The 20,484-nt window shown below is 40.2% G+C and carries 20 protein-coding genes; 9 read left to right on the top strand and 11 right to left on the bottom strand.

The genetic code is table 11. The features are described from left to right. Positions 1-48: 48 nt before the first annotated feature. Both yccS and AC3CAU_RS04865 read left to right on the top strand, forming a co-directional pair. Positions 49-2,199: a YccS family putative transporter gene (gene yccS / locus AC3CAU_RS04870; RefSeq protein WP_424619588.1), complete on the top strand. Its 2,151-nt coding sequence runs from the start codon at positions 49-51 to the stop codon at positions 2,197-2,199. Between the two features lie 122 nt (positions 2,200-2,321). After that, positions 2,322-2,618: a DUF3817 domain-containing protein gene (locus AC3CAU_RS04865; protein ID WP_131217283.1), complete on the top strand. Its 297-nt coding sequence runs from the start codon at positions 2,322-2,324 to the stop codon at positions 2,616-2,618. Positions 2,619-2,693: 75 nt separating this feature from the next. Here AC3CAU_RS04865 and craA read toward each other — a convergent pair whose 3' ends face one another. The 4 genes from craA to AC3CAU_RS04845 form a co-directional block, all read right to left on the bottom strand. Further along, entirely contained in the window at positions 2,694-3,923 is a 1,230-nt protein-coding gene (gene craA / locus AC3CAU_RS04860; RefSeq protein WP_447053683.1) for a chloramphenicol efflux MFS transporter CraA, read from the bottom strand. A gap of 246 nt (positions 3,924-4,169) precedes the next feature. After that, the gene (locus tag AC3CAU_RS04855) at positions 4,170-5,669 is read right to left on the bottom strand and encodes an AbiH family protein (protein ID WP_447053684.1); all 1,500 of its coding nucleotides are present in this window, start codon (positions 5,667-5,669) and stop codon (positions 4,170-4,172) included. Between the two features lie 94 nt (positions 5,670-5,763). After that, positions 5,764-6,144 carry a hypothetical protein gene (locus tag AC3CAU_RS04850; protein WP_424619398.1) on the bottom strand — a complete coding sequence of 127 codons (381 nt, stop codon included), beginning with the start codon at positions 6,142-6,144 and terminating at the stop codon, positions 5,764-5,766. A gap of 109 nt (positions 6,145-6,253) precedes the next feature. After that, entirely contained in the window at positions 6,254-7,663 is a 1,410-nt protein-coding gene (locus AC3CAU_RS04845) for an FAD-binding oxidoreductase (RefSeq protein WP_447053685.1), read from the bottom strand. A 356-nt stretch (positions 7,664-8,019) separates the two neighbouring features. Between AC3CAU_RS04845 and serA the strand changes: the two genes are divergently transcribed. The 3 genes from serA to AC3CAU_RS04830 all read left to right on the top strand — a co-directional run bounded on the left by serA (position 8,020) and on the right by AC3CAU_RS04830 (position 11,626). Further along, the gene (gene serA / locus AC3CAU_RS04840) at positions 8,020-9,252 is read left to right on the top strand and encodes a phosphoglycerate dehydrogenase (RefSeq protein ID WP_447053686.1); all 1,233 of its coding nucleotides are present in this window, start codon (positions 8,020-8,022) and stop codon (positions 9,250-9,252) included. A 437-nt stretch (positions 9,253-9,689) separates the two neighbouring features. Continuing rightward, positions 9,690-10,571, top strand: coding sequence for an EamA family transporter (locus AC3CAU_RS04835; protein ID WP_424619392.1), 882 nt, complete (start codon positions 9,690-9,692; stop codon positions 10,569-10,571). 179 nt (positions 10,572-10,750) lie between these two features. Beyond that, the gene (locus tag AC3CAU_RS04830; protein ID WP_424619390.1) at positions 10,751-11,626 is read left to right on the top strand and encodes an EamA family transporter; all 876 of its coding nucleotides are present in this window, start codon (positions 10,751-10,753) and stop codon (positions 11,624-11,626) included. 67 nt (positions 11,627-11,693) lie between these two features. On the opposite strand, the gene AC3CAU_RS04825 is transcribed toward AC3CAU_RS04830, so the two are convergent. The 3 genes from AC3CAU_RS04825 to truB all read right to left on the bottom strand — a co-directional run bounded on the left by AC3CAU_RS04825 (position 11,694) and on the right by truB (position 13,993). Continuing rightward, the gene (locus AC3CAU_RS04825) at positions 11,694-12,152 is read right to left on the bottom strand and encodes a hemerythrin domain-containing protein (RefSeq protein WP_424619388.1); all 459 of its coding nucleotides are present in this window, start codon (positions 12,150-12,152) and stop codon (positions 11,694-11,696) included. Between the two features lie 135 nt (positions 12,153-12,287). After that, positions 12,288-13,058: a sulfite exporter TauE/SafE family protein gene (locus AC3CAU_RS04820; protein WP_131217310.1), complete on the bottom strand. Its 771-nt coding sequence runs from the start codon at positions 13,056-13,058 to the stop codon at positions 12,288-12,290. A 29-nt stretch (positions 13,059-13,087) separates the two neighbouring features. Continuing rightward, on the bottom strand, positions 13,088-13,993 hold the full coding sequence (gene truB / locus AC3CAU_RS04815; RefSeq protein ID WP_424619386.1) for a tRNA pseudouridine(55) synthase TruB: 906 nt from the start codon (positions 13,991-13,993) through the stop codon (positions 13,088-13,090). A 155-nt stretch (positions 13,994-14,148) separates the two neighbouring features. Between truB and AC3CAU_RS04810 the strand changes: the two genes are divergently transcribed. The 4 genes from AC3CAU_RS04810 (at position 14,149) to AC3CAU_RS04795 (ending at position 18,039) form a co-directional block, all read left to right on the top strand. Then, complete coding sequence (locus AC3CAU_RS04810) at positions 14,149-15,177, top strand: lipase secretion chaperone (RefSeq protein WP_424619384.1); 1,029 nt, start codon at positions 14,149-14,151, stop codon at positions 15,175-15,177. Positions 15,178-15,269: 92 nt separating this feature from the next. Next, positions 15,270-16,253: an esterase/lipase family protein gene (locus AC3CAU_RS04805; RefSeq protein WP_424619382.1), complete on the top strand. Its 984-nt coding sequence runs from the start codon at positions 15,270-15,272 to the stop codon at positions 16,251-16,253. A 199-nt stretch (positions 16,254-16,452) separates the two neighbouring features. Further along, complete coding sequence (locus AC3CAU_RS04800; RefSeq protein WP_447053687.1) at positions 16,453-17,418, top strand: esterase/lipase family protein; 966 nt, start codon at positions 16,453-16,455, stop codon at positions 17,416-17,418. A 414-nt stretch (positions 17,419-17,832) separates the two neighbouring features. Beyond that, positions 17,833-18,039 carry a hypothetical protein gene (locus tag AC3CAU_RS04795; protein ID WP_131217321.1) on the top strand — a complete coding sequence of 69 codons (207 nt, stop codon included), beginning with the start codon at positions 17,833-17,835 and terminating at the stop codon, positions 18,037-18,039. A gap of 229 nt (positions 18,040-18,268) precedes the next feature. Here the strand turns inward: AC3CAU_RS04795 and rplS are convergent, their stop codons facing one another. The 4 genes from rplS to rpsP all read right to left on the bottom strand — a co-directional run bounded on the left by rplS (position 18,269) and on the right by rpsP (position 20,430). Beyond that, on the bottom strand, positions 18,269-18,643 hold the full coding sequence (gene rplS / locus AC3CAU_RS04790; protein WP_131217323.1) for a 50S ribosomal protein L19: 375 nt from the start codon (positions 18,641-18,643) through the stop codon (positions 18,269-18,271). 150 nt (positions 18,644-18,793) lie between these two features. Continuing rightward, entirely contained in the window at positions 18,794-19,534 is a 741-nt protein-coding gene (gene trmD, locus AC3CAU_RS04785) for a tRNA (guanosine(37)-N1)-methyltransferase TrmD (RefSeq protein ID WP_131217325.1), read from the bottom strand. A gap of 57 nt (positions 19,535-19,591) precedes the next feature. Next, positions 19,592-20,140 (bottom strand): ribosome maturation factor RimM, encoded by a 549-nt coding sequence (rimM, locus tag AC3CAU_RS04780; protein ID WP_447053688.1) that lies wholly within the window; start codon positions 20,138-20,140, stop codon positions 19,592-19,594. Positions 20,141-20,169: 29 nt separating this feature from the next. Beyond that, the gene (gene rpsP, locus AC3CAU_RS04775; protein ID WP_067868778.1) at positions 20,170-20,430 is read right to left on the bottom strand and encodes a 30S ribosomal protein S16; all 261 of its coding nucleotides are present in this window, start codon (positions 20,428-20,430) and stop codon (positions 20,170-20,172) included. Positions 20,431-20,484: the final 54 nt, after the last annotated feature.

Raw genomic sequence — 20,484 nt, 5'->3', positions numbered from 1 at the left:
CTAAAAAAGCTCAGGCTATATTCACAATAATTGATCTTTAGAAAAATCGTGAATAGCCTGAAAGACTTAATTCAACGCTTTAAATCCAATTCCATTTTAATTTATTGCTTGCAGATTTTTATTGTCCTGACCGGAACCACCTTAGGCTTAGTGTTTTTAGGTTATGAGTCCTTAATTGTTCCAGTGACTTTGGGTGCTATTGCCACTGCCCTGACCGACTTTGATGACCGCCTGAGTATTCGTCTGCGCAATCTGATTTATGTCTGTATCCTGTTTTTTGGCGTCAGCAGCATTCTTGAATTTCTCTATCCTTATAAACTGCTTTTTATCCTGTATTTATCGCTATCGAGTGCCGCTTTTATTTTAATGGGTGCACTGGGACAGCGTTATGCCACCATTTCTTTTGGCACGATTTTATTATCCATTTACACCATGTTTGGACTGGGGGAATACAGCCAGTGGTATCAGCAACCCAGCTATTTTGTACTGGGTGCGTTGTGGTATGGTCTGACTTCGATCATCTTTTATTTACTCAAACCGACTCAAGCAGTCCAGGACAATTTAGCCGCCAATTTCAATGCCATTGCTGACTTACTGTTGGCTAAAGCCCGTCTGTTTGATCCCGATAATACCGACAATATTGAACCGCTACTGTATGAGCTTTCCTTAAAGAACAGTGAAGTGGTACAAAGTCTAAATATCACCAAAGCATCGTTACTGACCCGTTTAAAGGCATCGCGTGCCAATAAAAATACCATTTACTGGCTCAATCTTTATTTTTTAGCGCAAGATATTCATGAACAGGCGACATCAAACTATCTGCATTATGAAAATATTCATCAAAACTTTAGCCGTACCGACCTGATTTTTCGGATTCAAAAAAATGTAAAGCTGCATGCCTTATCGTGTCAGAAACTGGCGCACGATATTCTGACCCATCAGACTTATCAGTCGAATCCGGACACCGATCTTGCGATTGCCAATCTGGAAAATTCGATTCAATTATGGATTGAAGAAAATCCGCAGAATCTGGAAGTGAAAAATCTGCTGCTGATTTTGCGTAATCTGAAAAAAATTCAGGAACAGTTTTTAAATTTGAGTCATGAACAAAATAATTATCGTCAAAATTATTTGCAGCATCAGGAAAATCTAAATTTACTGGATGATGATATTCAGGATATCCCGGATTTATGGCTAAAACTGAAACAACATTTTACGCCCAATTCAGCGTTGTTTCGGCATGCAGTACGGATTGCCTTTGTTTTTGCGGTCGGTTATGCCATCTCATTAATGCCCTTCGCCAAAAATGGTTACTGGATTTTATTGACCAGTTTATTCGTCTGTCAGATCAGTTATTTCGCCACCAAAAGCCGCTTAAAACTACGTACTTTAGGTACTCTTTTAGGTGTCCTTTTAGGTATGCCGATTTTATATTTTGTTCCAAGTATTGAAGGGCAACTGGTTCTGACCATTATTTCTGGCGTGTGTTTTTTCTATCTGCGTTCCAAAAAATATGCCATGGCAACCCTTATGGCCACTTTAATGGTGCTGCTGATTTTTAATTTAAAAGGCGCAGGCTATGCCATTATTTTGCCTAGAATTGTAGACACCATTTTAGGCTGTCTGATTGCCTGGTTTGCGGTCAGTTTTATCTGGCCGGACTGGAATTTCCGTAATATTTCTAGCACCATCAAAAAAAGCAACCAAGCCACTTTGAACTATTTCGATGCGGTGGTGAAACAATATCAGTTTGGCAAAAACAACAGCCTGGATTACCGTCAGGCACGTCGTACCGCACACAATGCGCAAATTGAATTATCGAGCATGATTTCCAGTTTAAGTACCGAACCTAATCCAAATCAGGCGCTGATTCATGCGGCCTTTCGCTATCTGGTCTATAGCCACAGTCAACTCAGTTATGTTTCGGCTCTGGGCAGTCACCGTGAACAGGTGCAAGACGTGCAAGTGCTGGATTTAATGCTGTGGTGTAAAGACACGCTATTTGCCGTACTGTTACAGCAACAAGCTTTGGATATAGACAAAATTCAGCACAAGCTGCAAGACATTCAACACATGAGCACACAAGAAAATTTGTCTGAAAATTTATTATTGGCACTGAAACAGATCAGTTTATTACTGGAAACGCTGCCTGAATTTATAGATTTACACAGCCAACTGCTGAAGCAGGAAATTAAATAATCCGAGTTAAATAGTTGGTTATAAGTATTTGATATATTTTAAAAATATATTTATTTTTTAATTCCCTACCGCGGCAATACTCAGTAAACTCATGCTTGATTCTGATTAATTTAAGCATGAGCATGAATATTCAAACTTTACGTGTCATTGGTCTTTTAGAAGGTATTTCCTTTCTGCTGCTTTTGTTTATCGCGATGCCGATGAAATATATGCTGGATAATCCGATTTTAGTGAAATATGTCGGCATGGGACACGGCGTACTGTTTATCCTGTTTTTGATTGTTCTGTTTACCGTTTGCGAAAGACAGAAATGGTCGATTACCATGTTTATATTGGGTTTAATCGCATCTATTTTACCGTTTGGCACTTTTGTTTTCGATCGCAAATTAAAGAACTTTGAACAGCCAATCGCTGAATAAAAACTATTTCTTTAAGTTCAAGTGCATTCGTCCTCTCCTGCATTTTTGAAGGAGAAGACGGTGTGACCTTAATGTTTAAAACGCGCCACGCTGTTTACGTTCTTGTAAAATTTGTTTAAGCATCGCTCGAGGAAAACTAAACCACAGTGCAATTAAAATAAAACAGGCCACTGCATAAGCCCAAAGATGGTATTGCTCATACATTATCCGAACCAGTTCAATAATAATAAAGAAGCTGAACATCAACAGCATTGAAACGGCGGCTGCGACTGTACCTTTGGAAACTTCCGATGACATCAGCGCAAAACGGTACAGCACCGAAAAACTGATGCCTTCACCAAAGCTGATTAAAGTCATGCCTGCAATTAAGCACCAGATCAGATAGTCCTGCCAGATCACTCCAGCCAGTAAAACCACGGTTCCGAGGAGCATAATCGGTAAACCCATGAGAACTGATTTTCCCAAAGCCAGTTTATCGATAATTTTAATCAGCACGATATTACCAAGGATTAATCCACCCAGTACCGGAAACTGTGCCAAGCCATATTGCATGCTGCTAAAGCCCAACTCTTCCACCAACATGACTGGTGAAAGTGCAATCCACAGCATCAACGGTATACTGACCATCGGTAATGCCAAAGCCATTCCCAAAAAGCGTTTATTTTTATAAACTTGTCTAAAGTCATCCAGAATATAACTGATCGGCTGTCTTGGAATGCTGACTTTAGTCTCCGGCATTTTTGCCTTTAACCCAAACCAGCTTAAAAAGGCCAAAAATGCGATACCAACGAAACCCCAATGCCAAGAGATATGATCAATCAGAAATGCACCGATCACAGGTCCCAGTAAGGGTGCAAGCAATGAAATATTGGCCATCAGTGCCATGACTTTAATCGCGTCGCGTTCTTCAAAGGTTTCCTGAATAGCCGCATAACCGACGGCGGAAATAACCGTTAAGCCAATGCCTTGTAAAAAGCGCAGCGCCAAAAAGCTTTCAATATTTTTCGTCAGTAAAATTAGTAAGCAGCACAGTACAAAAAATATTACGCCAGCAAGTAATACTTTTTTTCTTCCAAGTCTGTCGGACAATGGACCGAGTAACCATGCGACACATGCTCCGCCCAACAAGTAAAACGACATGGAAGATGGTGCCCATGAACTGGTCACGCCAAAGTCTTTGGTAATGGCAAGCATGGCAGGCTGAACCAAGTCGTTCCCGATATAGACGGAAAATTCAAACAGCACCAATGCCAATGGGAACATTAGCGTGGCACGGTTTAAGGTGGCGGTTTTAACTTTTTGCATTGTTTTTCTACATATATTTTAGGCTTGTGGGGCTACACACTATTTTTAGGGAGAGATGCGTCAGCCCAATGCCAAGCATTGAGTGTTTAAATTAAAGTTTGGGAAATACACTTAGTGCATAGTGACTTAAAACACCGTATTCACAAGGTGTTTAAATAAAAAATTCGTGAGAATGGTTGATCTCAATCAAGTACATCTACTTGATTGAGTAGGTGTAGTTTAGCAGATAGAAAGTTAGGTGCGAAATTAGGCCTCAGCTAATTTAGACAGCTCAACAGGTTCTATATTATTCAATTTAGCTATATCAGGATTTTGTTCAAATTTGAGCCAACCTTTTTTCATCCACTTTTCCACGATATCTTTCCCTAAAATATCTAAAAGGTTATTTAATAATTCAAATTTCGCCCATTCGTCATAGTAAAAAATTATAACTTCTATAGAATGTGCAACTTTTTCAAAATTAAAGGAAAAAATTTCTTTAATATAAGAGGCATCTGATCTATCAAGTGAGTGCCCCCAAATATAAATTTTCTTTATTTTCTTTTGTAAATCATAAACTAATTCATTAAATCTATTTATTTCATATTTTTCACTAGATTCCCCAAGAATTAATTCTATTGGTTCATTAATTTTTTCCTTTAATTGATTTAATTCTTTTCTAATGACTTCTATAGTATCAATTTCAGGGGTCAAGAATTGATATTGCGTATCCTTATGTAATTTTTGATGATATTTAGAAAATCCATATGCTTTAAATTTTTTGAAAAAATCTAAGTTTATGTCTGATATGCCTAATACTAAATTATGAGAATGTCCTATTCTTCCATGTAAAAATTCTATATCTTTAGTTTTTCCATAAAATTTTTCATAAGTATTTGTATAGTTAAATGAATAAATTTTACTTATAAAATCAAAGTCAGAATGAATTATTTCCAATTGTTCGACAGGAATAAAATTATCAACAATTTCAATCAAATAAAAATTAAATATATCTATAAATTCTTCAAGTTCTAAATATAATTTATGAATAATATCTTGGTAATTTAAATTATGATTAGCATCATTAGAATATAAATAACATTTGTTAATCACATAACTTGCACCTAAATACGAATATTGTAAAAAATCATCATCTTGCTCTAAATCATGAAGATTTTGTACCAATCCAAAAAAATTTAATATTTCACAATTCTTTTTAGATAGAAACATACAACTTTCTTCATTTTTCCTATCATGACGTATAGCTAAATTTTGCCATCCTTGCTTTTCATAATTTTTATTATTTATCTCAAAAAAATTATTAACCACCTGTAAACACTCGTCAATTTTTTGCTCGAAATCAATCCAAGTCTTTATTTCTTCAACATGATTTTTAAAATATTGGTACCAATTATTTTTATTTAATTGTTTCTGTATTTGTTTAATTTTTTCTTCTGCTAAATTGATTTTTGAGGTTTTATAATTTCTTTTAGTATTTTTTATAAAATTAATATCTTGTGGTTTTTTAAGTTCAGAAAATAGATCATCAAAATTCATTTGATATGTTTTTTTATCCATCGCTCGTGCAATTTGGAAATACTTAGTAAAAAGATGTATTGGGTGCTCGAATGGAGAATACAAAACATCCTTAATTGGCTTTTCTAAATCTTTTTTCTCAATAGCCTTCATAACCAACATAAAATGGTCATATTTGGTCGGCAAGTAATGCGACAAATCAAAACCATTACCCACAATTAGAATATTCATTGTTATTATTCCCCCAAACGCAAAAAAGCGCATCAATCGATACGCTTTTTATGAGGCATTACAGCCAAACTTTCAACCATAAATCAAAGATTTATTAAGAGCATTTTGCTTTCTGAAAAGACTTGGTATTTTTGCTGCGCATACATTGATACGACTTCTCTGTATCAACCTTCTTCCAGTCGCCATTCACCAGTTTAAAACTATATACCGTACGTATCGAACGAACCGAATCATCCTTTAACCCAGTTTCAGTCACTTTCACTTGTGCAGCAGTTGGGGACTCTACACTATTAAAAAATTGACGAATCTCAACCGTTGCCGAGTTTTTACGCAAGTCAGGTCTTTCTTTCAAGACTTGTTGCAAAGGCGTATCTGATGAACCAAGACTGACTTTAGATGCTAGTTTTTTTGTTGTTGCACAACCCGTCGTCATTAAGCCCAAACAGATTATAGAGGTAGATAATAAACGTAACATTAGGAAATCTTCCCCATAAAAAAGACATGGCACATATGATGCCATGTCTTTTTTTCTGACTCGATAACAGTTATGTAGTCACCGACAAAACAACTTATTAGATCAAATACTAAAGATCAAATAATTTGCCCGGGTTCATAATGCCGTTTGGATCGAATACCTGTTTCAAAGCTTTCATGTATTCAATTTCTTCAGCAGAACGCGAGTAATCAAGATATGGCTTTTTAGTCATACCTACACCGTGTTCAGCAGAAATCGAACCGTCATATTTTTTCACAGTTTCGAATACATATTTGTTCACTACCTGACATTTGGCAAAGAATTCATCTTTAGACAAGTTCTCTGGTTTTAAAATGTTCAAGTGCAAGTTACCGTCACCAATATGACCGAACCAGCAAATTTCAAAGTCAGGATAATTGGCTTCCACAATTGCATCAATTTCTTTAATAAATGCAGGAACATGGGTAATCAACACTGAAATGTCATTTTTGTATGGGGTGAACGGCGCGATAGATTCAGAGATATCTTCACGTAAACGCCATAAGCTATGTACCTGGTCAAGGTTTTGGCTCATTACGCCATCAAGTACCCAACCCTGTTCCATGCAATACTCGAAGATTTCCATCGCCGCATCCATAATCGGTTCAAATGGCGCTTCAAATTCAAGCAATACATAGAAAGGACACGCCGTTTCAAATGGGCGTTGTACATGACCATGATCCAATACTTTCTGCATTGCGAGTTCACCAAAGAATTCAAATGCAGTTAAATCAATTTTATTTTGGAATGCATGCAATACCGGCATAATCGCATCAAAATCTGGTACGCCTAAAACCATCACTTGTAAATTATGCGGTTGACGCTCAAGCTTGATTTCAGCTTCAGTCACCAAACCTAAAGTCCCTTCACCACCAATGAATAAGTGTTGCAGTGCATAACCGGTTGCATTCTTGATCATGCCCTTGTTCAGACGCAGGATGTCACCTTTACCTGTCACAACCGTCAAACCAAGCACCCAGTTACGGGTCATGCCGTATTTAATCACTTTAATACCACCAGCATTGGTACCAATGTTGCCGCCAATTTGCGAAGAACCTGAAGATGCAAAATCGACCGGGTAATACATACCTTGATCGGAAGCATAGTTCTGCAATTGTTCAGTCACGACACCCGCTTGCACACGTACCATACGGTCTGCCGGGAAGAACTCCAGAATCTGGTTCATCTTGTCCATGCTAACGACAATTTCACCGTTCGATGCAACAGCACCGGCAGATAAACCGGTACGGCCACCCGATGGCGTGATGGCAATATAATGTTCATTCGCAAATTTAACAATCGCCTGCACCTGTTCCGTGCTCGATGGAAAAACGATGACTGATGGATTTGGATCAAAATGCTTGGTGTAGTCTCTGCCCCAGGCATCGAGACTAGCAGCATCAGTTTTAATGCGGTTTTCACCGACAATGGCTGTCAATTGGGTTAATAACTCAGGTGTTAAAGCGACTGAAGCATTCATCGTTTGCAGACCTAGCAAGAAATATACAAGTGGTGGATGGTCTATAGATCATTCATTTATAAAAAGATTAACAATAGAATGTTGTCTTAGACTGGCGTGACCATAAAAGCAACAGCATGGCTGTGGCGGTTTTCACTGCGCAGCATTATAAGGCATTTTCCACTGAAACCCTGCGGAAATAAGCATTTTGACAATCTCGCCTTAAATATTACAGCCTTAGTTAGACCAAAATCTGTAGTGCGCGGCAGTATGTATGGCAAAAATACCTATGCTCTCCGTCATAAAGGAAATGTATATAGACCCTTCTCGTATGTTATCATATCGCGACTAAATTTGGCCTTTGTAGCGGAGCCGTAATGAGCCAACATCTTTCTCTACCTAAAGATAAAATTCGTTTCTTGTTGTTAGAAGGCGTTCATCAAAACGCAATCGACACATTAAATGCTGCTGGATACACCAACATCGATTCCCGTAAAACTGCGCTTGAGGGTGAAGCGTTGAAAGAAGCGGTAAAAGATGCTCACTTCATCGGTATTCGTTCACGTACTCAGTTGACTGACGAAGTATTTGAAGCAGCCAACAAGCTCATCGCTGTTGGCTGTTTTTGTATCGGTACCAACCAGGTTAATCTCAATGCTGCGATGATTCGTGGTATTCCAGTATTTAACGCACCGTATTCAAATACCCGTTCAGTGGCTGAACTGGTACTTGCTGAAGCAATTCTTTTACTTCGTGGTGTTCCTGCGAAATCTGCTTCTACTCACCGTGGTGGTTGGAACAAGTCTGCAGTGGGTTCATTTGAAACTCGTGGTAAAACTTTAGGTATCGTGGGTTACGGCTCAATCGGTTCTCAACTTTCAGTTCTTGCTGAAAGCTTGGGTATGCATGTGATTTATTACGATGCAGTGACTAAGCTTCCTATGGGTAATGCACGTCAAGTGGGTTCTCTTGCTGAGTTACTTGCAAATGCTGACGTAGTATCTCTACACGTTCCTGACGTGCCATCAACACGTAATTTCTTTGGCAAAGACCAGTTTGCACAAATGAAAGAAGGTTCTATCTTCATTAATGCTGCACGTGGTACATGTGTACTGATTGAAGATTTGGCTGATGCGATTAAATCGGGTCACATTGCTGGCGCTGCAATTGACGTATTCCCGAAAGAACCAAAAGCAAACGGTGAAGAATTTGTTTCTCCGCTTCGTGGCCTGGACAACGTGATTTTGACTCCTCACGTGGGTGGTTCGACTATGGAAGCGCAAGCCAACATCGGTTTAGAAGTGGCAGAAAAATTTGTTGCGTACTCAGATAAAGGTATGACTTTATCTGCGGTGAACTTCCCGGAAATTGCATTGCCGTTGACTGAAGGCAAACACCGTTTACTTCACATTCATAAAAACATTCCTGGCGTGCTTTCTAAAATCAACAACCTGTTTGCTGAACACGGTATCAACATCTCTGGTCAGTCATTAATGACTAAAGGTGATGTGGGTTACTTGGTAATGGACGTTGACGCAACTGCTTCTAAAGAAGCGCTGGATACACTTCAAGAAGTTGAAGGTACCATCCGCGTTCGTGTATTGTTCTAATTTAAGATTTAAAAAAACCACGGCATTCTTGCTGTGGTTTTTTATTTTTTTAAGCCCAGAATTTAATATCCTGAACGGAATTGAATTTCGTGACAAAGCCATTCGCAAATGTTCGAGGCAGACAGACAGTTCAGTAAATTATTTTTCTGCGATAAACAAAATTAGATGGAAACATTTGACGAGTTTTACGATGAGAACATTTGAAACATGTTTCAAATGTTCGTAAAGTGGTTTTGTTCTTGCGCAGTTTTGCTGCTCATGTCGAAACAAAAGTAATAAAGTCTTTCAAGAAGGATTACCCTTCTCAATGGAAAGATTCCGTCTTGAAATTTATTCCATGTTTTTGAATATAAACAAAGGCTATGAGTATTTTAAGGCTTTTATTGCTGATCTCCCGCTATTCGAGAAATCGAAAACAAATTTAGTTCATTTAATAAATGTTAAATTTTAAAAATACATCGCATGTTCAGGCACTGCTGTTATTGCTGATTGCAATGATCAGCGTGCAGAGCAGTGGCTCGCTTGCCAAAATCCTGTTCGGTCAATTTCCGATTTTGACCGTTGCCGCCATGCGTATGCTCGTTGGCGCTGCAATCTTGGCGCTTATTTTTAAAATTTGGCAAATTAATTTTAGACAGGTGAAGTGGAAAGCCATTATCAGCTACGGTATCGCGCTCGCTGGTATGAATGCCATGTTTTACCTGTCGATTAATCGCCTGCCGCTTGGCATTGCCGTTTCTTTTGAATTCATTGGTCCGCTCAGCGTCGCGCTGTATTACGCACGACAAAAATTTGATTTTATCTGGGTCGGACTGGCTATTCTTGGTCTCATTTTATTGTTTCCGTTCGATCAGGTTTCCCAAAGCCTCGACTTAATCGGGATTGCTTTTGCACTAGGTGCAGGGGCTTGCTGGGCGCTGTATATCGTTGCCGGACAAAAACCTTCGGGCATTTCAGGTAATCATACGGTGTGCTTAGGCATGTTTATCGGCATGCTGTGTTTGATGCCTATCGCCCTATTTTCAGGAATGTCAGTCAACGTTTTTGAACCTTCAAACTTGATTTATTTTGTCGCCTTGGCTGTGCTTGCCAGTGCCCTGCCTTTTACGCTGGAAATGATTGCACTGCGTAATTTAACTGCGCTCAGTTTCGGCACACTGATGAGCGTGGAACCGGCGATTGCAGCATTATCAGGATTTATATTTTTAGGTGAACAGTTGTTATGGAATCAGTGGTTGGCACTTGCGACCATTATTAGCGCCTCGATTGGTTGTACCTATACTACGCAACAAGCCAAGAACAAGACTGAAGAAAAATAGAAAATTCATTATTTAAAATTCAAATCAGTCAGGCTGAATTTACGCGCTTATTTTTTAAATTCAAAGTTCTAAATTCAAAGTATTTAAGGCCTTTCAACTCCTCAAAAATCAAACAGAATTGTTATACTGGCGCCATCTTTCCCAGCGGATTCATCTGAATCGGTGATCCTGCGTGCACCATGCCTAACTCCCAACTTACTGCCGTATTGTTCATGGTTTTATCCATGGTCGCCTATCAGATCAGTGCATCATTTGCCAAACAACTGTTTGAAGTGCTTGATCCACTGACTGTGGTCACATTACGTCTTTCGTTTGCCTCTATTTTAATTGTGCTGATGTTCCGTTCCTGGAAAATCATCAAACGCCTGCCCTACCTAAAATGGAAAGACTTGCTGTTTTATAGTGGTTCTGTCTGTTTAATGAATGTGTTGTTTTATGCCTCTTTAGGCAAATTACCTCAAGGGATTGCAGTCGGCTTAGAATTCTTAGGACCACTGACCCTGGCTCTGCTTTCGATCAAACAAAAAACTGATTATCTGTGGGTGGGCCTGGCGATTTTAGGGGTTGCGCTGATGGTGCCGTGGCAAGATGCATCAGCCGATAACTTCTCTTATCTGGGTGCAGCATTCGCTTTAGGTGCCGGTATCTGCTGGGCCATTTATATTTATTTTGGGCAACGGGTAGTGCGGCAAAATATTGGCATGCATGCGCTGAGTATTGCTATTGTGCTGTCCGCCATGGTGATGTTACCGATCAGTGCAGTGCATAATCCAGCAGCGCTGATTCAGACTCAATATTGGGGACAGGCCTTGGTCATTGCCCTGCTTGCAACCGCGATTCCTTATGCTTTGGACCTGATGGCACTCAAGCGCTTAAGTAAACTCAGTTACGGCACCCTGTCCAGTTTATCTCCTGCACTAGCTGCTTTGGCAGGCTGGTTATTGCTGAAAGAACAAATTACGCTTTTACAAAGTGTTGCCTTGCTTTGCATCATGCTTGCTTCGGTCGGTGTAACATTTAGGGCAAGTAAAAATAAAAATCCTCAACCTGACTAATCAATAGGTCTAAATAAAAAAGATGGCTTCAAACCATCTTTTTTATGTTGATCTTGTTTGAAGGAATTTAAGTCAAACTGTCTTTATTCAAATTTTTATATTTTTTATATTCCGCTAAATATTGCTGGGCTAAGCTTTCTTTTTGCTTCTGCTCCAAAATTTTACCCGCTTGCTGGAAAAAGCTATGTTCTTCCTCTTTCAGATGATGATGCACCTTATCAGAAAGCTTTTTGGCTATTGCGATCCAGCCGGGATTGCTGAAATCAGTTTCAGTCAGTTCTTCAATCATCTCATCCATTTCATGATGTTCTGCCAAAGCATGACGGGTAATATTCAGTCCAGAATCTGTCATCATGAGCGGAATATAAAAATAACGGTCTTCAGCCGTTTCATGGGCAAATAATTCATTCTTGAGTTGTTTAAACAACTCATGACGTTCTGGGGTATCCCCAGAAGTTTGCAGTAATTTTTCTGACAGTTCTCTTTGTATTTCATGACTCTGACGTAATGCTTCAAAAATATTCATTATGCTAATGACCTCTGGCTTTATGCTATATGATCAGGGCAAACTCTGATAAAAATGGGCAATTATGCCCATGCCGATTGCTTATTCTTATGCAGGAACATGCTCTAATACTGTTAATTTTTGTGAATGTTTTTATTAACTTGCAAACAACATCTGATAACTTAAGCGCAAAATCAAAACTGAGACTAAGACAAGAAAAAGAATTCGGATAAAGCCACTGCCATACTTTAAGGCCATCTTCACCCCCACCACTGAACCCGCGACATTGGCAACCGCCATCATCAAACCTAAACTGAACAGCACATGCCCGGTTGGAATGAAGAAACTTAAGGCAGCGAAATTGGTCATAAAATTGCCAATTTTAGATAAAGCAGAGGCATGCAAAAAATCGACTTTTAAATACCGAATAAAATAGAAAATAAAAAAACTACCGGTACCAGGACCAAAAATACCGTCATAAAATCCAATGGCTAATCCACCAATTCCGGCCAAAATCAGAGTTTTTCTGGTGATACTTTGCTGAAAATGTACTTGACCGAACTGCTTCTTCATAAAAGTATAAATAGCAATCACGATCAGCATAAATAACACAAAAGGTCTGAGTACTGCTTGTGGAATCAGGGTGACACAAGCCGCTCCTGCAAAAGAGCTGATAAAGGCAGTGACACCGATCACTGCCAGTAATTTCCAAGCCAGTTTGACACGGCGTAAATACGACCATGCCGCTGAGGCAGTACCACAAATGGAAGCCATTTTATTGGTGCCAAACAGTGTTGCTGTACTCATATGCGGAAAAGCATTCATGAGAGCTGGAATCTGAATCAGACCACCGCCACCAACTGCTGCATCTATCGCACCTGCAAAAAATGCAAAAAAAATCAGGCTGAGAATGATCTCAATATCCATGTAGCTTTATACCTATCTTGAAATAATGATTAGAGATTTAAAACCCGTTTAGGAACCAGACGTTTTTTATCGGTAATTTCAGCTAAACCCAAACATTTCTCACCATCAAAAACCAATACTTCTGTGGTAGCTTCATGCTCAATATTGCTTTCCATACCACGGCTAAAATATTCTGCACGACCTTCAGGTGCCTGAACTTTAGGAAAATGATCCACAGGTGCATAAACAGGCAACAATAAAGCCTCACGCTCTTGTTCAGTCAAGCTTTCCAAATACTCAATGGTATAGCTTGGAATCAGGTCAAACTGACCGGTTTTAATCCGGTGCAGATAAGTTAAATGACCGAATGTCCCCAAGGCTTTGGCAATATCTTCACCCAACACCCGAATATAAGTTCCCTTAGAACAGGTAATATCTAAAGTCAGGCTATTTTCCGTAAAGGACAATAATTCCATCGCTTCAATGGTAATTGGGCGTGCTTCACGTTCAATCTCAATCCCTTGACGCGCCAATTCATACAATGGACGCCCTTCTTTTTTCAAAGCGGAATACATCGGTGGAACTTGCTGAATATCGCCTACAAAACCCGCTAAAACCTGTTGGATTTTTTCTTCTGTCAGTGCCGGAACAGCTTGCTCTAATAACCGCTCACCTTCAACATCACCCGTGGTTGTACTATGACCTAAATAAATGGTGGTGTGGTAACGCTTGGTCGAGTCGAGTAAATAGTGGGAAAATTTAGTCGCTTCACCTAAACAAATTGGCAACAATCCCGACGCTAAAGGGTCTAAAGCACCGGTATGACCACCTTTCTGCGCTCGATATAAGCCACGCACTCTCTGTAAAGCAGCATTAGAACTAATCCCCAAAGGTTTGTTCAATAAAAACACACCGCTAATATGCCGGCGTTGAATCTTAGGTGAAGTCTTTTTCATAGCGAAAGAGCAAGCAAGTTGAAACGGATGACATGGTAACAACCGCTTGTCATGATTTACAACTTTTCTACGTTAGTTTTGCATCTTTAATGGCAAATTTAAGTTCTATTTTTAGACTTATAAAAACAAATACAGGCAAAAAGGTTGCATAGGAAATGCAGAAATATAAGTTATGGATTATTTTGGCTCTTATTATTGTAGGTATTGGCGCATTATTATTTTGGCTCGCGCCCTCGCAATCTATTGCAGAAAAAATACGTACAGTACGAACGCCCGGTCCTCACGCTAATAGCTTAACGGCAACGACGCCCGCAAACCTGGTTCAAGGCGGGGCTTTCATGAGTAAAAGCCAACAAGACACTGAAGTGAACTGTCAGTTACGCCTCGATGGCGCCCATCGTTTAATTGTGAATGAGCAAACCAGGAACTGTTTTGAATATTTCATTACCCAATATGGGGAAAAAGATCTCAAGCAGATTAAAACTGATTTCCAGGCTTATATCCAGCAAGCTTATAAAGCGCCTGCCCTCGCACAAATTCTAGATTTATGGAATCGCTATATCGATTACCGCGAAAAACTGGGTGATCTGTCGGCACCGGATATAGCTCAAGATGACCCCAAATATTATCAAAGCATCTTTGCCAATATGAAAAATCTGCGTAAACAACTTTTTTCTGATTACGAAATTGAAGGCTTATTCGGCATAGAAGATACTTATCATGAATATACATTAAGCCGCATGACTGTCATGGATGATAAAAATCTAAGCGAAGCACAAAAAGCCCAAAAACTAAAAGATTTGTTCAATCAATTACCCGAAGACTGGAAAGAAAACTTAGAGCAGCTCAATAAACTCGAAGACTTGCGCAAACTTACCGCAGCCATTAAAGCACGCGGTGGTTCTACAGAAGAAATTCACCAGATGCGGATGAATCTGGTTGGCCCGGAAGCCACACAGCGTTTAGAAAGCTTAGACGGACAACGTAGTGACTGGAAAAACAAGGTCAATAGTTATCTGAAAGAACGCGACAATATTATCAAAAGCGGCTTGAGCGATGATGCCAAACAACAAGCAGTGCAACAATTACGGACGCAGCATTTTAGTAAACCCGAAGAACAACTTCGGGTAGGAACATTTGAATCAATTCATGATCAGGGAGGGAAATTACCATATAGCGAGTAATCGCAATGTAGCCATCAGGTGATTAGATTGATCATCTGATTGATGTACTTATATGAATAAAAACAAAAGTATTTAAGGATAAGGAAAAGTTGATGAAAACTTTAAAAAACAAAAAAGCGCTCATGCTTGCGGTGATAACGACTCTGACAACAGGTTTTACCGCTGAAATACACGCAGCAAAAGGAGTTTTGCAAATCAAAGAAACGGTCAAATCTGACTATGCAAAAACCAAATATCCCATTGTGATGACGCATGGCTGGCTGGGTTGGTCACGTATCGGCAATGATAGTTTCAATATTGATTATTGGTATCAGATTTTGCCCGATATGGCACGTAATGGTTCGACTGTTTTTGCTGCACAGCTATCACCGGCCAATACCACCCAGTTTCGTGGTGAACAACTGATCACTCAAGTAGAAGAAGTACTCGCCATTACCGGTAAGAACAAAGTAAACCTGATTGGTCACAGTCATGGTGGTCCAACCGTGCAATATGTAGCAGCAGTAAAACCCGGCTATGTCGCATCGGTAACAGGCGTGGGCGGAACATATCGTGGTTCTAAAGTCGCTGATGATATTCAGAGTAATCAAGCCAGCCGTACCGTGTTTAATATTGTGGGACAATATATGGTTGGACCAATCCTGACCTGGGCTCAAGCCAATCCTGACATCCCGGTTGACTTTGATGCTTCGATGAAGTCATTAACCGAAGTAGAATCGGCAAAATTCAATAAACGCTTCCCGACCGCTGCCTTAGCTTCTGACTGTAACAAGAGCGGTGCTAAAGTGGATAAGGGAATCTACTACTATTCTTGGGGCGGAACAGCCCAAACGACTAATCTTCTGGACATTGATACCATTCTGATGCAACTCGGGCCATTATCTTATGGCAATAAAGACAATGATGGTATGGTTGCCCGGTGCAGTTCCCATATCGGTCAAGTCATTCGTGATGATTACAACCTCAATCATACTGACCTTGCCAACATGCTGTTTGGTTTAAAAGGAATATTTGCTCCTGATCCAGTGGCCTTGTTTAGACAACATGCCAACCGCTTAAAGCTTCAAGGCTTATAAATCTGACTACCTTCCATTCATGCCCATAAAGACACCATTTTTTATGGGCATTTTCATATCCACACCTTGTTACAACTCTATCTTGCACCGGTCTATTAAATTTAGGAATCAAGCCCTTTATATTGAATAATTAAATTTGACAACTAAAATTGTCAGATAAAACGACTGGTTTAAAACAACAATATTTTGAGTACTTAATATGAAATACGGATTCTTCATTGCAGGTCTAATGTCGCTCAGTGCTTTTAGCCAAGTACAAGCAGGCAACGCCACCCAAGTCACGAGCAGCTCAAGCTCAAGCTACGCTAAAACCAAATACCCGGTGGTTTTTTCACACGGTATGTCAGGTTTTATTACCGTCGGTACGGACGACTTTGGACTGGATTATTTTTATCAAATCCTTCCCGATTTAGCACGTAATGGTGCCAATGTTTGGGCAACACGTGTCTCTCCATTTAACTCATCGGAAATTCGTGGTGAGCAGCTTTTACAACAGGTTCAAGAAATTACCGCCATTACCGGTGCCAGCAAGGTCAATCTGATTGGTCACTCGCATGGTGGGCCTACGATTCGCTATGTGGCGGGTGTTGCGCCACAATTGGTGGCATCGTTAACTGGTGTCGGCTCGCCGAATGCAGGCTCACCTGTTGCCGATTTAATTTTGAAAATTCAAGGTACAGGTATCGAAGGTCCTTTAGTAGGTTTAGTCAACTTTTTCTCTAAAGCCATAACTTGGGCACAAGGACTCAATCCCAAAAGCTTCCCACATGACGCATTGGCCGGTGGTAAAAGCCTTACTCTTGCAGGTTCAGCCAAATTTAACAGTCAATTTCCACTCGGCCTGCCAACAAAAGCCTGCGCCGAAGGCAAAGCACTGGAGAACGGGATCTATAACTACTCGTTTACCGGTATTGGTGACGTGACCAATATCCTAGATCCTGATTCAGCCTTAAAAGTCACCAGTTTATTGATTGATGGCGGCAAAGAAAATGATGGTTTGGTGTCACGCTGTAGCGCGAAATTTGGTAAAACCATTCGTGACAATTACAACTGGAATCATTTAGATGAAGTGAATCAGGTACTCGGTCTAAAAGCTCTCTTCGCACCCGATCCTGTTGATGTCTATCGTCAACATGTGAACCGGCTAAAATTACAAGGGTTATAAAAAATAAGGGATTTATGCGTGATTGTGTAAATCCCTTTTTTTATCCTTTAAAAATAATTCGATTCTGAAAAGCAGGTATGAATAAATTCTTTCTCGCTTTGACCGTATTTAGCATGAAGATACTGCAACTAGCCTATTCTAATTCGATGCCAGTCTTATAATAGAACACTAATTTTACTGTATCGAATTATGCCGAGATCTGTTATTGCATAGTCTTAGGCATGGGTTTGAGCTGGATTTTAACTGCATTAATGATAGACAGTATGGATTTAAATTATTGATATCAAATTCTATAAGATTGAGATTGAAATGGGATAACAGGTTTTGCTGCGGAACTTTCAACCGTGACTTCCAATGAACTCCCTCCTAAACAGCTGTTAATCCCAGTCTACAAAGTTTTTAGCGCTTGCAGGTGTGGAGAAATTAAATCTACTTGCTCCTAGTCAAGACGATTCCCCCATTCAATATATCGAAGTTATCACATCCGATAAAGTTGTCGCCATGATAGGAGGCGTGGAAGCAATAAAAAATACAAAATTGGCAAATGGGTTTGAAGAAAATAAGTTTCTCGAGCCGCCTGCAAAAGTGATTTTGGTTTATTCGGTAGACGAATGGCGCTAATCCAGTTGAAGCCTAAACTCACAATCAATTATGAAACTTCAATGTAATCCTTAAGTACAGATGAGGTGAGTCATTTCTTTGCTCTACAACGCATGTTCGTTCAAGATCCTGTGGCAATTTACCCTCAGCATCCCAACTGCTTAAAACTGCAAGGTTGATAAAACTAAAAAAATCAGCCATAAAAAATGCGCCAAAAGGCGCATTTTTTTTACTCGTATAAAACTTAAAATTAAGCTTTAACTTTACGAGCTGGTAATTTTTCACGAATACGTGCAGCTTTACCAGACAATTCGCGTAGGTAGTAAAGTTTAGCACGACGAACGTCACCACGACGTTTAACTTCGATTTTAGCAACGATTGGAGAGTGAGTTTGGAATACACGCTCAACACCAACACCGCTAGAAATTTTACGTACTGTGAACGCAGAGTTCAAACCACGGTTTTTGATTGCAATTACAACGCCTTCAAAAGCCTGAAGACGTTCGCGATCGCCCTCTTTTACTTTTACAGATACAATCACTGTATCACCTGGTGCAAAAGCAGGGATATCAGTTTTTAATTGAGCATTTTCAATAACTTGAACTAAAGGATGTTTACCACTCATGTGGGAATCTCCAATGTGCGGGACAGAAGAGGTCTGTTACCGCTGGGGACAGAGGCTAAAGCGCATATCGACCCGTTTATCTTTCCCTTTACCACCTCAGTCTTCACTTCGGTCGATAAAGAGCCTGTTTAAAAATACTTAAAGTCGACTTTAAGTATTCGAATCTTTTAGCCATTTTTTTTGCTGCTTGGTCAACTCAACTTTCTCAACAAGCTCAGGCCTGCGATCGAGGGTTCGTTGATAGCGCTGCAAAAACCGCCATTTTTCAATATTTGCATGATGCCCAGACTTTAACACCTCAGGCACATCCAAACCTTCAAACTGGTCTGGCTTGGTATATTGTGGGCAGTCTAAAAGACCATCCACAAAAGAATCTTGAACGTGTGATTGCTCATCGGACATGGCACCCGGAAGTCTCCGAATAATACTGTCCAATAAAACCATCGCAGGTAGTTCACCGCCAGATAAAACGTAATCGCCAATCGACCATTCCTGATCAACATAGTGCTGGATCAAACGTTCATCGACACCTTCATAACGTCCGCAGAGTACAATCAGCCCGTCATATTCGACAAATTGCTGTACCGCAGGTTCGTTTAAAGTTTTGCCTTGTGGCGACATATACACCACAGGAACCTGAACACATCCCGCTTGCGCTGCAAGCTCTTTGGCATGCTGAATTGCCTGAGACAAAGGCTCAGCCATCATCACCATACCCGGACCACCGCCAAATGGACGTTCATCCACCCGTTTATAGTTGCCCGTTGCAAAATCGCGTGGATTAATACAAGTCACTTGTACAATTTCACGTTTTGCTGCACGCCCGCTAATACCGTAGGCCGTAATCGCTTCAAACATTTCAGGAAAAAGCGTAATGACTGCAAAAAACATCGCAGACTCCTCTATTTTCCTGCTGCGTTCATCCTTAAAGGACGAACTTTTAAATATTTAGTAATCTACGCCCCAATTAACGTAGATACGACCAGCTTCAAGATCAACGCGCTGCACCACATCTTTATGCCATGGAATCATACGCTCTTCAGCATCAACGCTGTCTGGTGTTGCGTGAACCACCATCACATCATTGGCACCAGTCTCAAACAACTCATGGATTTTACCGAGATTTACTTCTTGTTCAGCATCGTCCAAACCTAACACTGTTAAGCCTTTCAAATCTGTCCAGTAAAACTCATCCATTCCTGCTTTCGGAAGTTGCGATTTTGAAATCCAGACATTTGTGCCAACCAGGCTGTCCGCTGCCGTGCGATCGCTCACACCTTTTAAGCTGACAACCAAGCCTTTACCATGCGGTTTCCAGCGTTTTACATCTATTGTTTGCCAACCTTCTTTGGTCTCAATATACCAAGGAAGATAGTCAAAGATGTTGCTCATGGGTTCTGTATTGGAATAGACCCAGAGCCACCCATTTAATCCATATGCTGAACGTAGCTGTCCAATCTGAATACGATCTTCGGGAACATTCTGTGTTGGTGTCATGGGTTACCTACTACTTAATTCGCAATAAATTATGCAGTAGCTGCAGCAGCTTTCTTAGCTTGAGCAGCTAAAGAAGCAACACGTTCAGACGGTTGAGCGCCTTGAGCAACCCAATGAGCAAAACGATCAGCATCTAAACGAAGTTTTTCTGCTTGACCTTGAGCTGTAGGGTTAAAGAAACCAATACGTTCGATGAAACGACCGTCACGCGCATTGCGGCTATCAGTTACAATAACTTGATAGAACGGACGTTTTTTAGCACCACCGCGTGCTAGACGAATTACGACCATGATACAACCTTATAGTTTTTACGGATTATCCCTGTGCCGACCATCGGCAGCATT

This window comes from Acinetobacter sp. GG23, assembly GCF_057766365.1.
Note: the sequence above shows the minus strand (reverse complement) of the source record. Positions and strands in the feature narration are given on the sequence as shown.

What these genes read in the sequence shown, in the direction of transcription:
- rplS (WP_131217323.1), bottom strand. Translation starts at nt 18,643, where the DNA reads ATGAGTGGTAAACATCCTTTAGTTCAAGTTATTGAAAATGCTCAATTA.
- AC3CAU_RS04830 (WP_424619390.1), top strand. Translation starts at nt 10,751, where the DNA reads ATGCCTAACTCCCAACTTACTGCCGTATTGTTCATGGTTTTATCCATG.
- AC3CAU_RS04835 (WP_424619392.1), top strand. Translation starts at nt 9,690, where the DNA reads ATGTTAAATTTTAAAAATACATCGCATGTTCAGGCACTGCTGTTATTG.
- truB (WP_424619386.1), bottom strand. Translation starts at nt 13,993, where the DNA reads ATGAAAAAGACTTCACCTAAGATTCAACGCCGGCATATTAGCGGTGTG.
- AC3CAU_RS04820 (WP_131217310.1), bottom strand. Translation starts at nt 13,058, where the DNA reads ATGGATATTGAGATCATTCTCAGCCTGATTTTTTTTGCATTTTTTGCA.
- AC3CAU_RS04850 (WP_424619398.1), bottom strand. Translation starts at nt 6,144, where the DNA reads ATGTTACGTTTATTATCTACCTCTATAATCTGTTTGGGCTTAATGACG.
- serA (WP_447053686.1), top strand. Translation starts at nt 8,020, where the DNA reads ATGAGCCAACATCTTTCTCTACCTAAAGATAAAATTCGTTTCTTGTTG.
- AC3CAU_RS04825 (WP_424619388.1), bottom strand. Translation starts at nt 12,152, where the DNA reads ATGAATATTTTTGAAGCATTACGTCAGAGTCATGAAATACAAAGAGAA.
- rimM (WP_447053688.1), bottom strand. Translation starts at nt 20,140, where the DNA reads ATGACACCAACACAGAATGTTCCCGAAGATCGTATTCAGATTGGACAG.
- AC3CAU_RS04865 (WP_131217283.1), top strand. Translation starts at nt 2,322, where the DNA reads ATGAATATTCAAACTTTACGTGTCATTGGTCTTTTAGAAGGTATTTCC.
- trmD (WP_131217325.1), bottom strand. Translation starts at nt 19,534, where the DNA reads ATGTTTTTTGCAGTCATTACGCTTTTTCCTGAAATGTTTGAAGCGATT.
- AC3CAU_RS04855 (WP_447053684.1), bottom strand. Translation starts at nt 5,669, where the DNA reads ATGAATATTCTAATTGTGGGTAATGGTTTTGATTTGTCGCATTACTTG.
- AC3CAU_RS04800 (WP_447053687.1), top strand. Translation starts at nt 16,453, where the DNA reads ATGAAATACGGATTCTTCATTGCAGGTCTAATGTCGCTCAGTGCTTTT.
- AC3CAU_RS04845 (WP_447053685.1), bottom strand. Translation starts at nt 7,663, where the DNA reads ATGAATGCTTCAGTCGCTTTAACACCTGAGTTATTAACCCAATTGACA.
- rpsP (WP_067868778.1), bottom strand. Translation starts at nt 20,430, where the DNA reads ATGGTCGTAATTCGTCTAGCACGCGGTGGTGCTAAAAAACGTCCGTTC.
- AC3CAU_RS04805 (WP_424619382.1), top strand. Translation starts at nt 15,270, where the DNA reads ATGAAAACTTTAAAAAACAAAAAAGCGCTCATGCTTGCGGTGATAACG.
- AC3CAU_RS04810 (WP_424619384.1), top strand. Translation starts at nt 14,149, where the DNA reads ATGCAGAAATATAAGTTATGGATTATTTTGGCTCTTATTATTGTAGGT.
- craA (WP_447053683.1), bottom strand. Translation starts at nt 3,923, where the DNA reads ATGCAAAAAGTTAAAACCGCCACCTTAAACCGTGCCACGCTAATGTTC.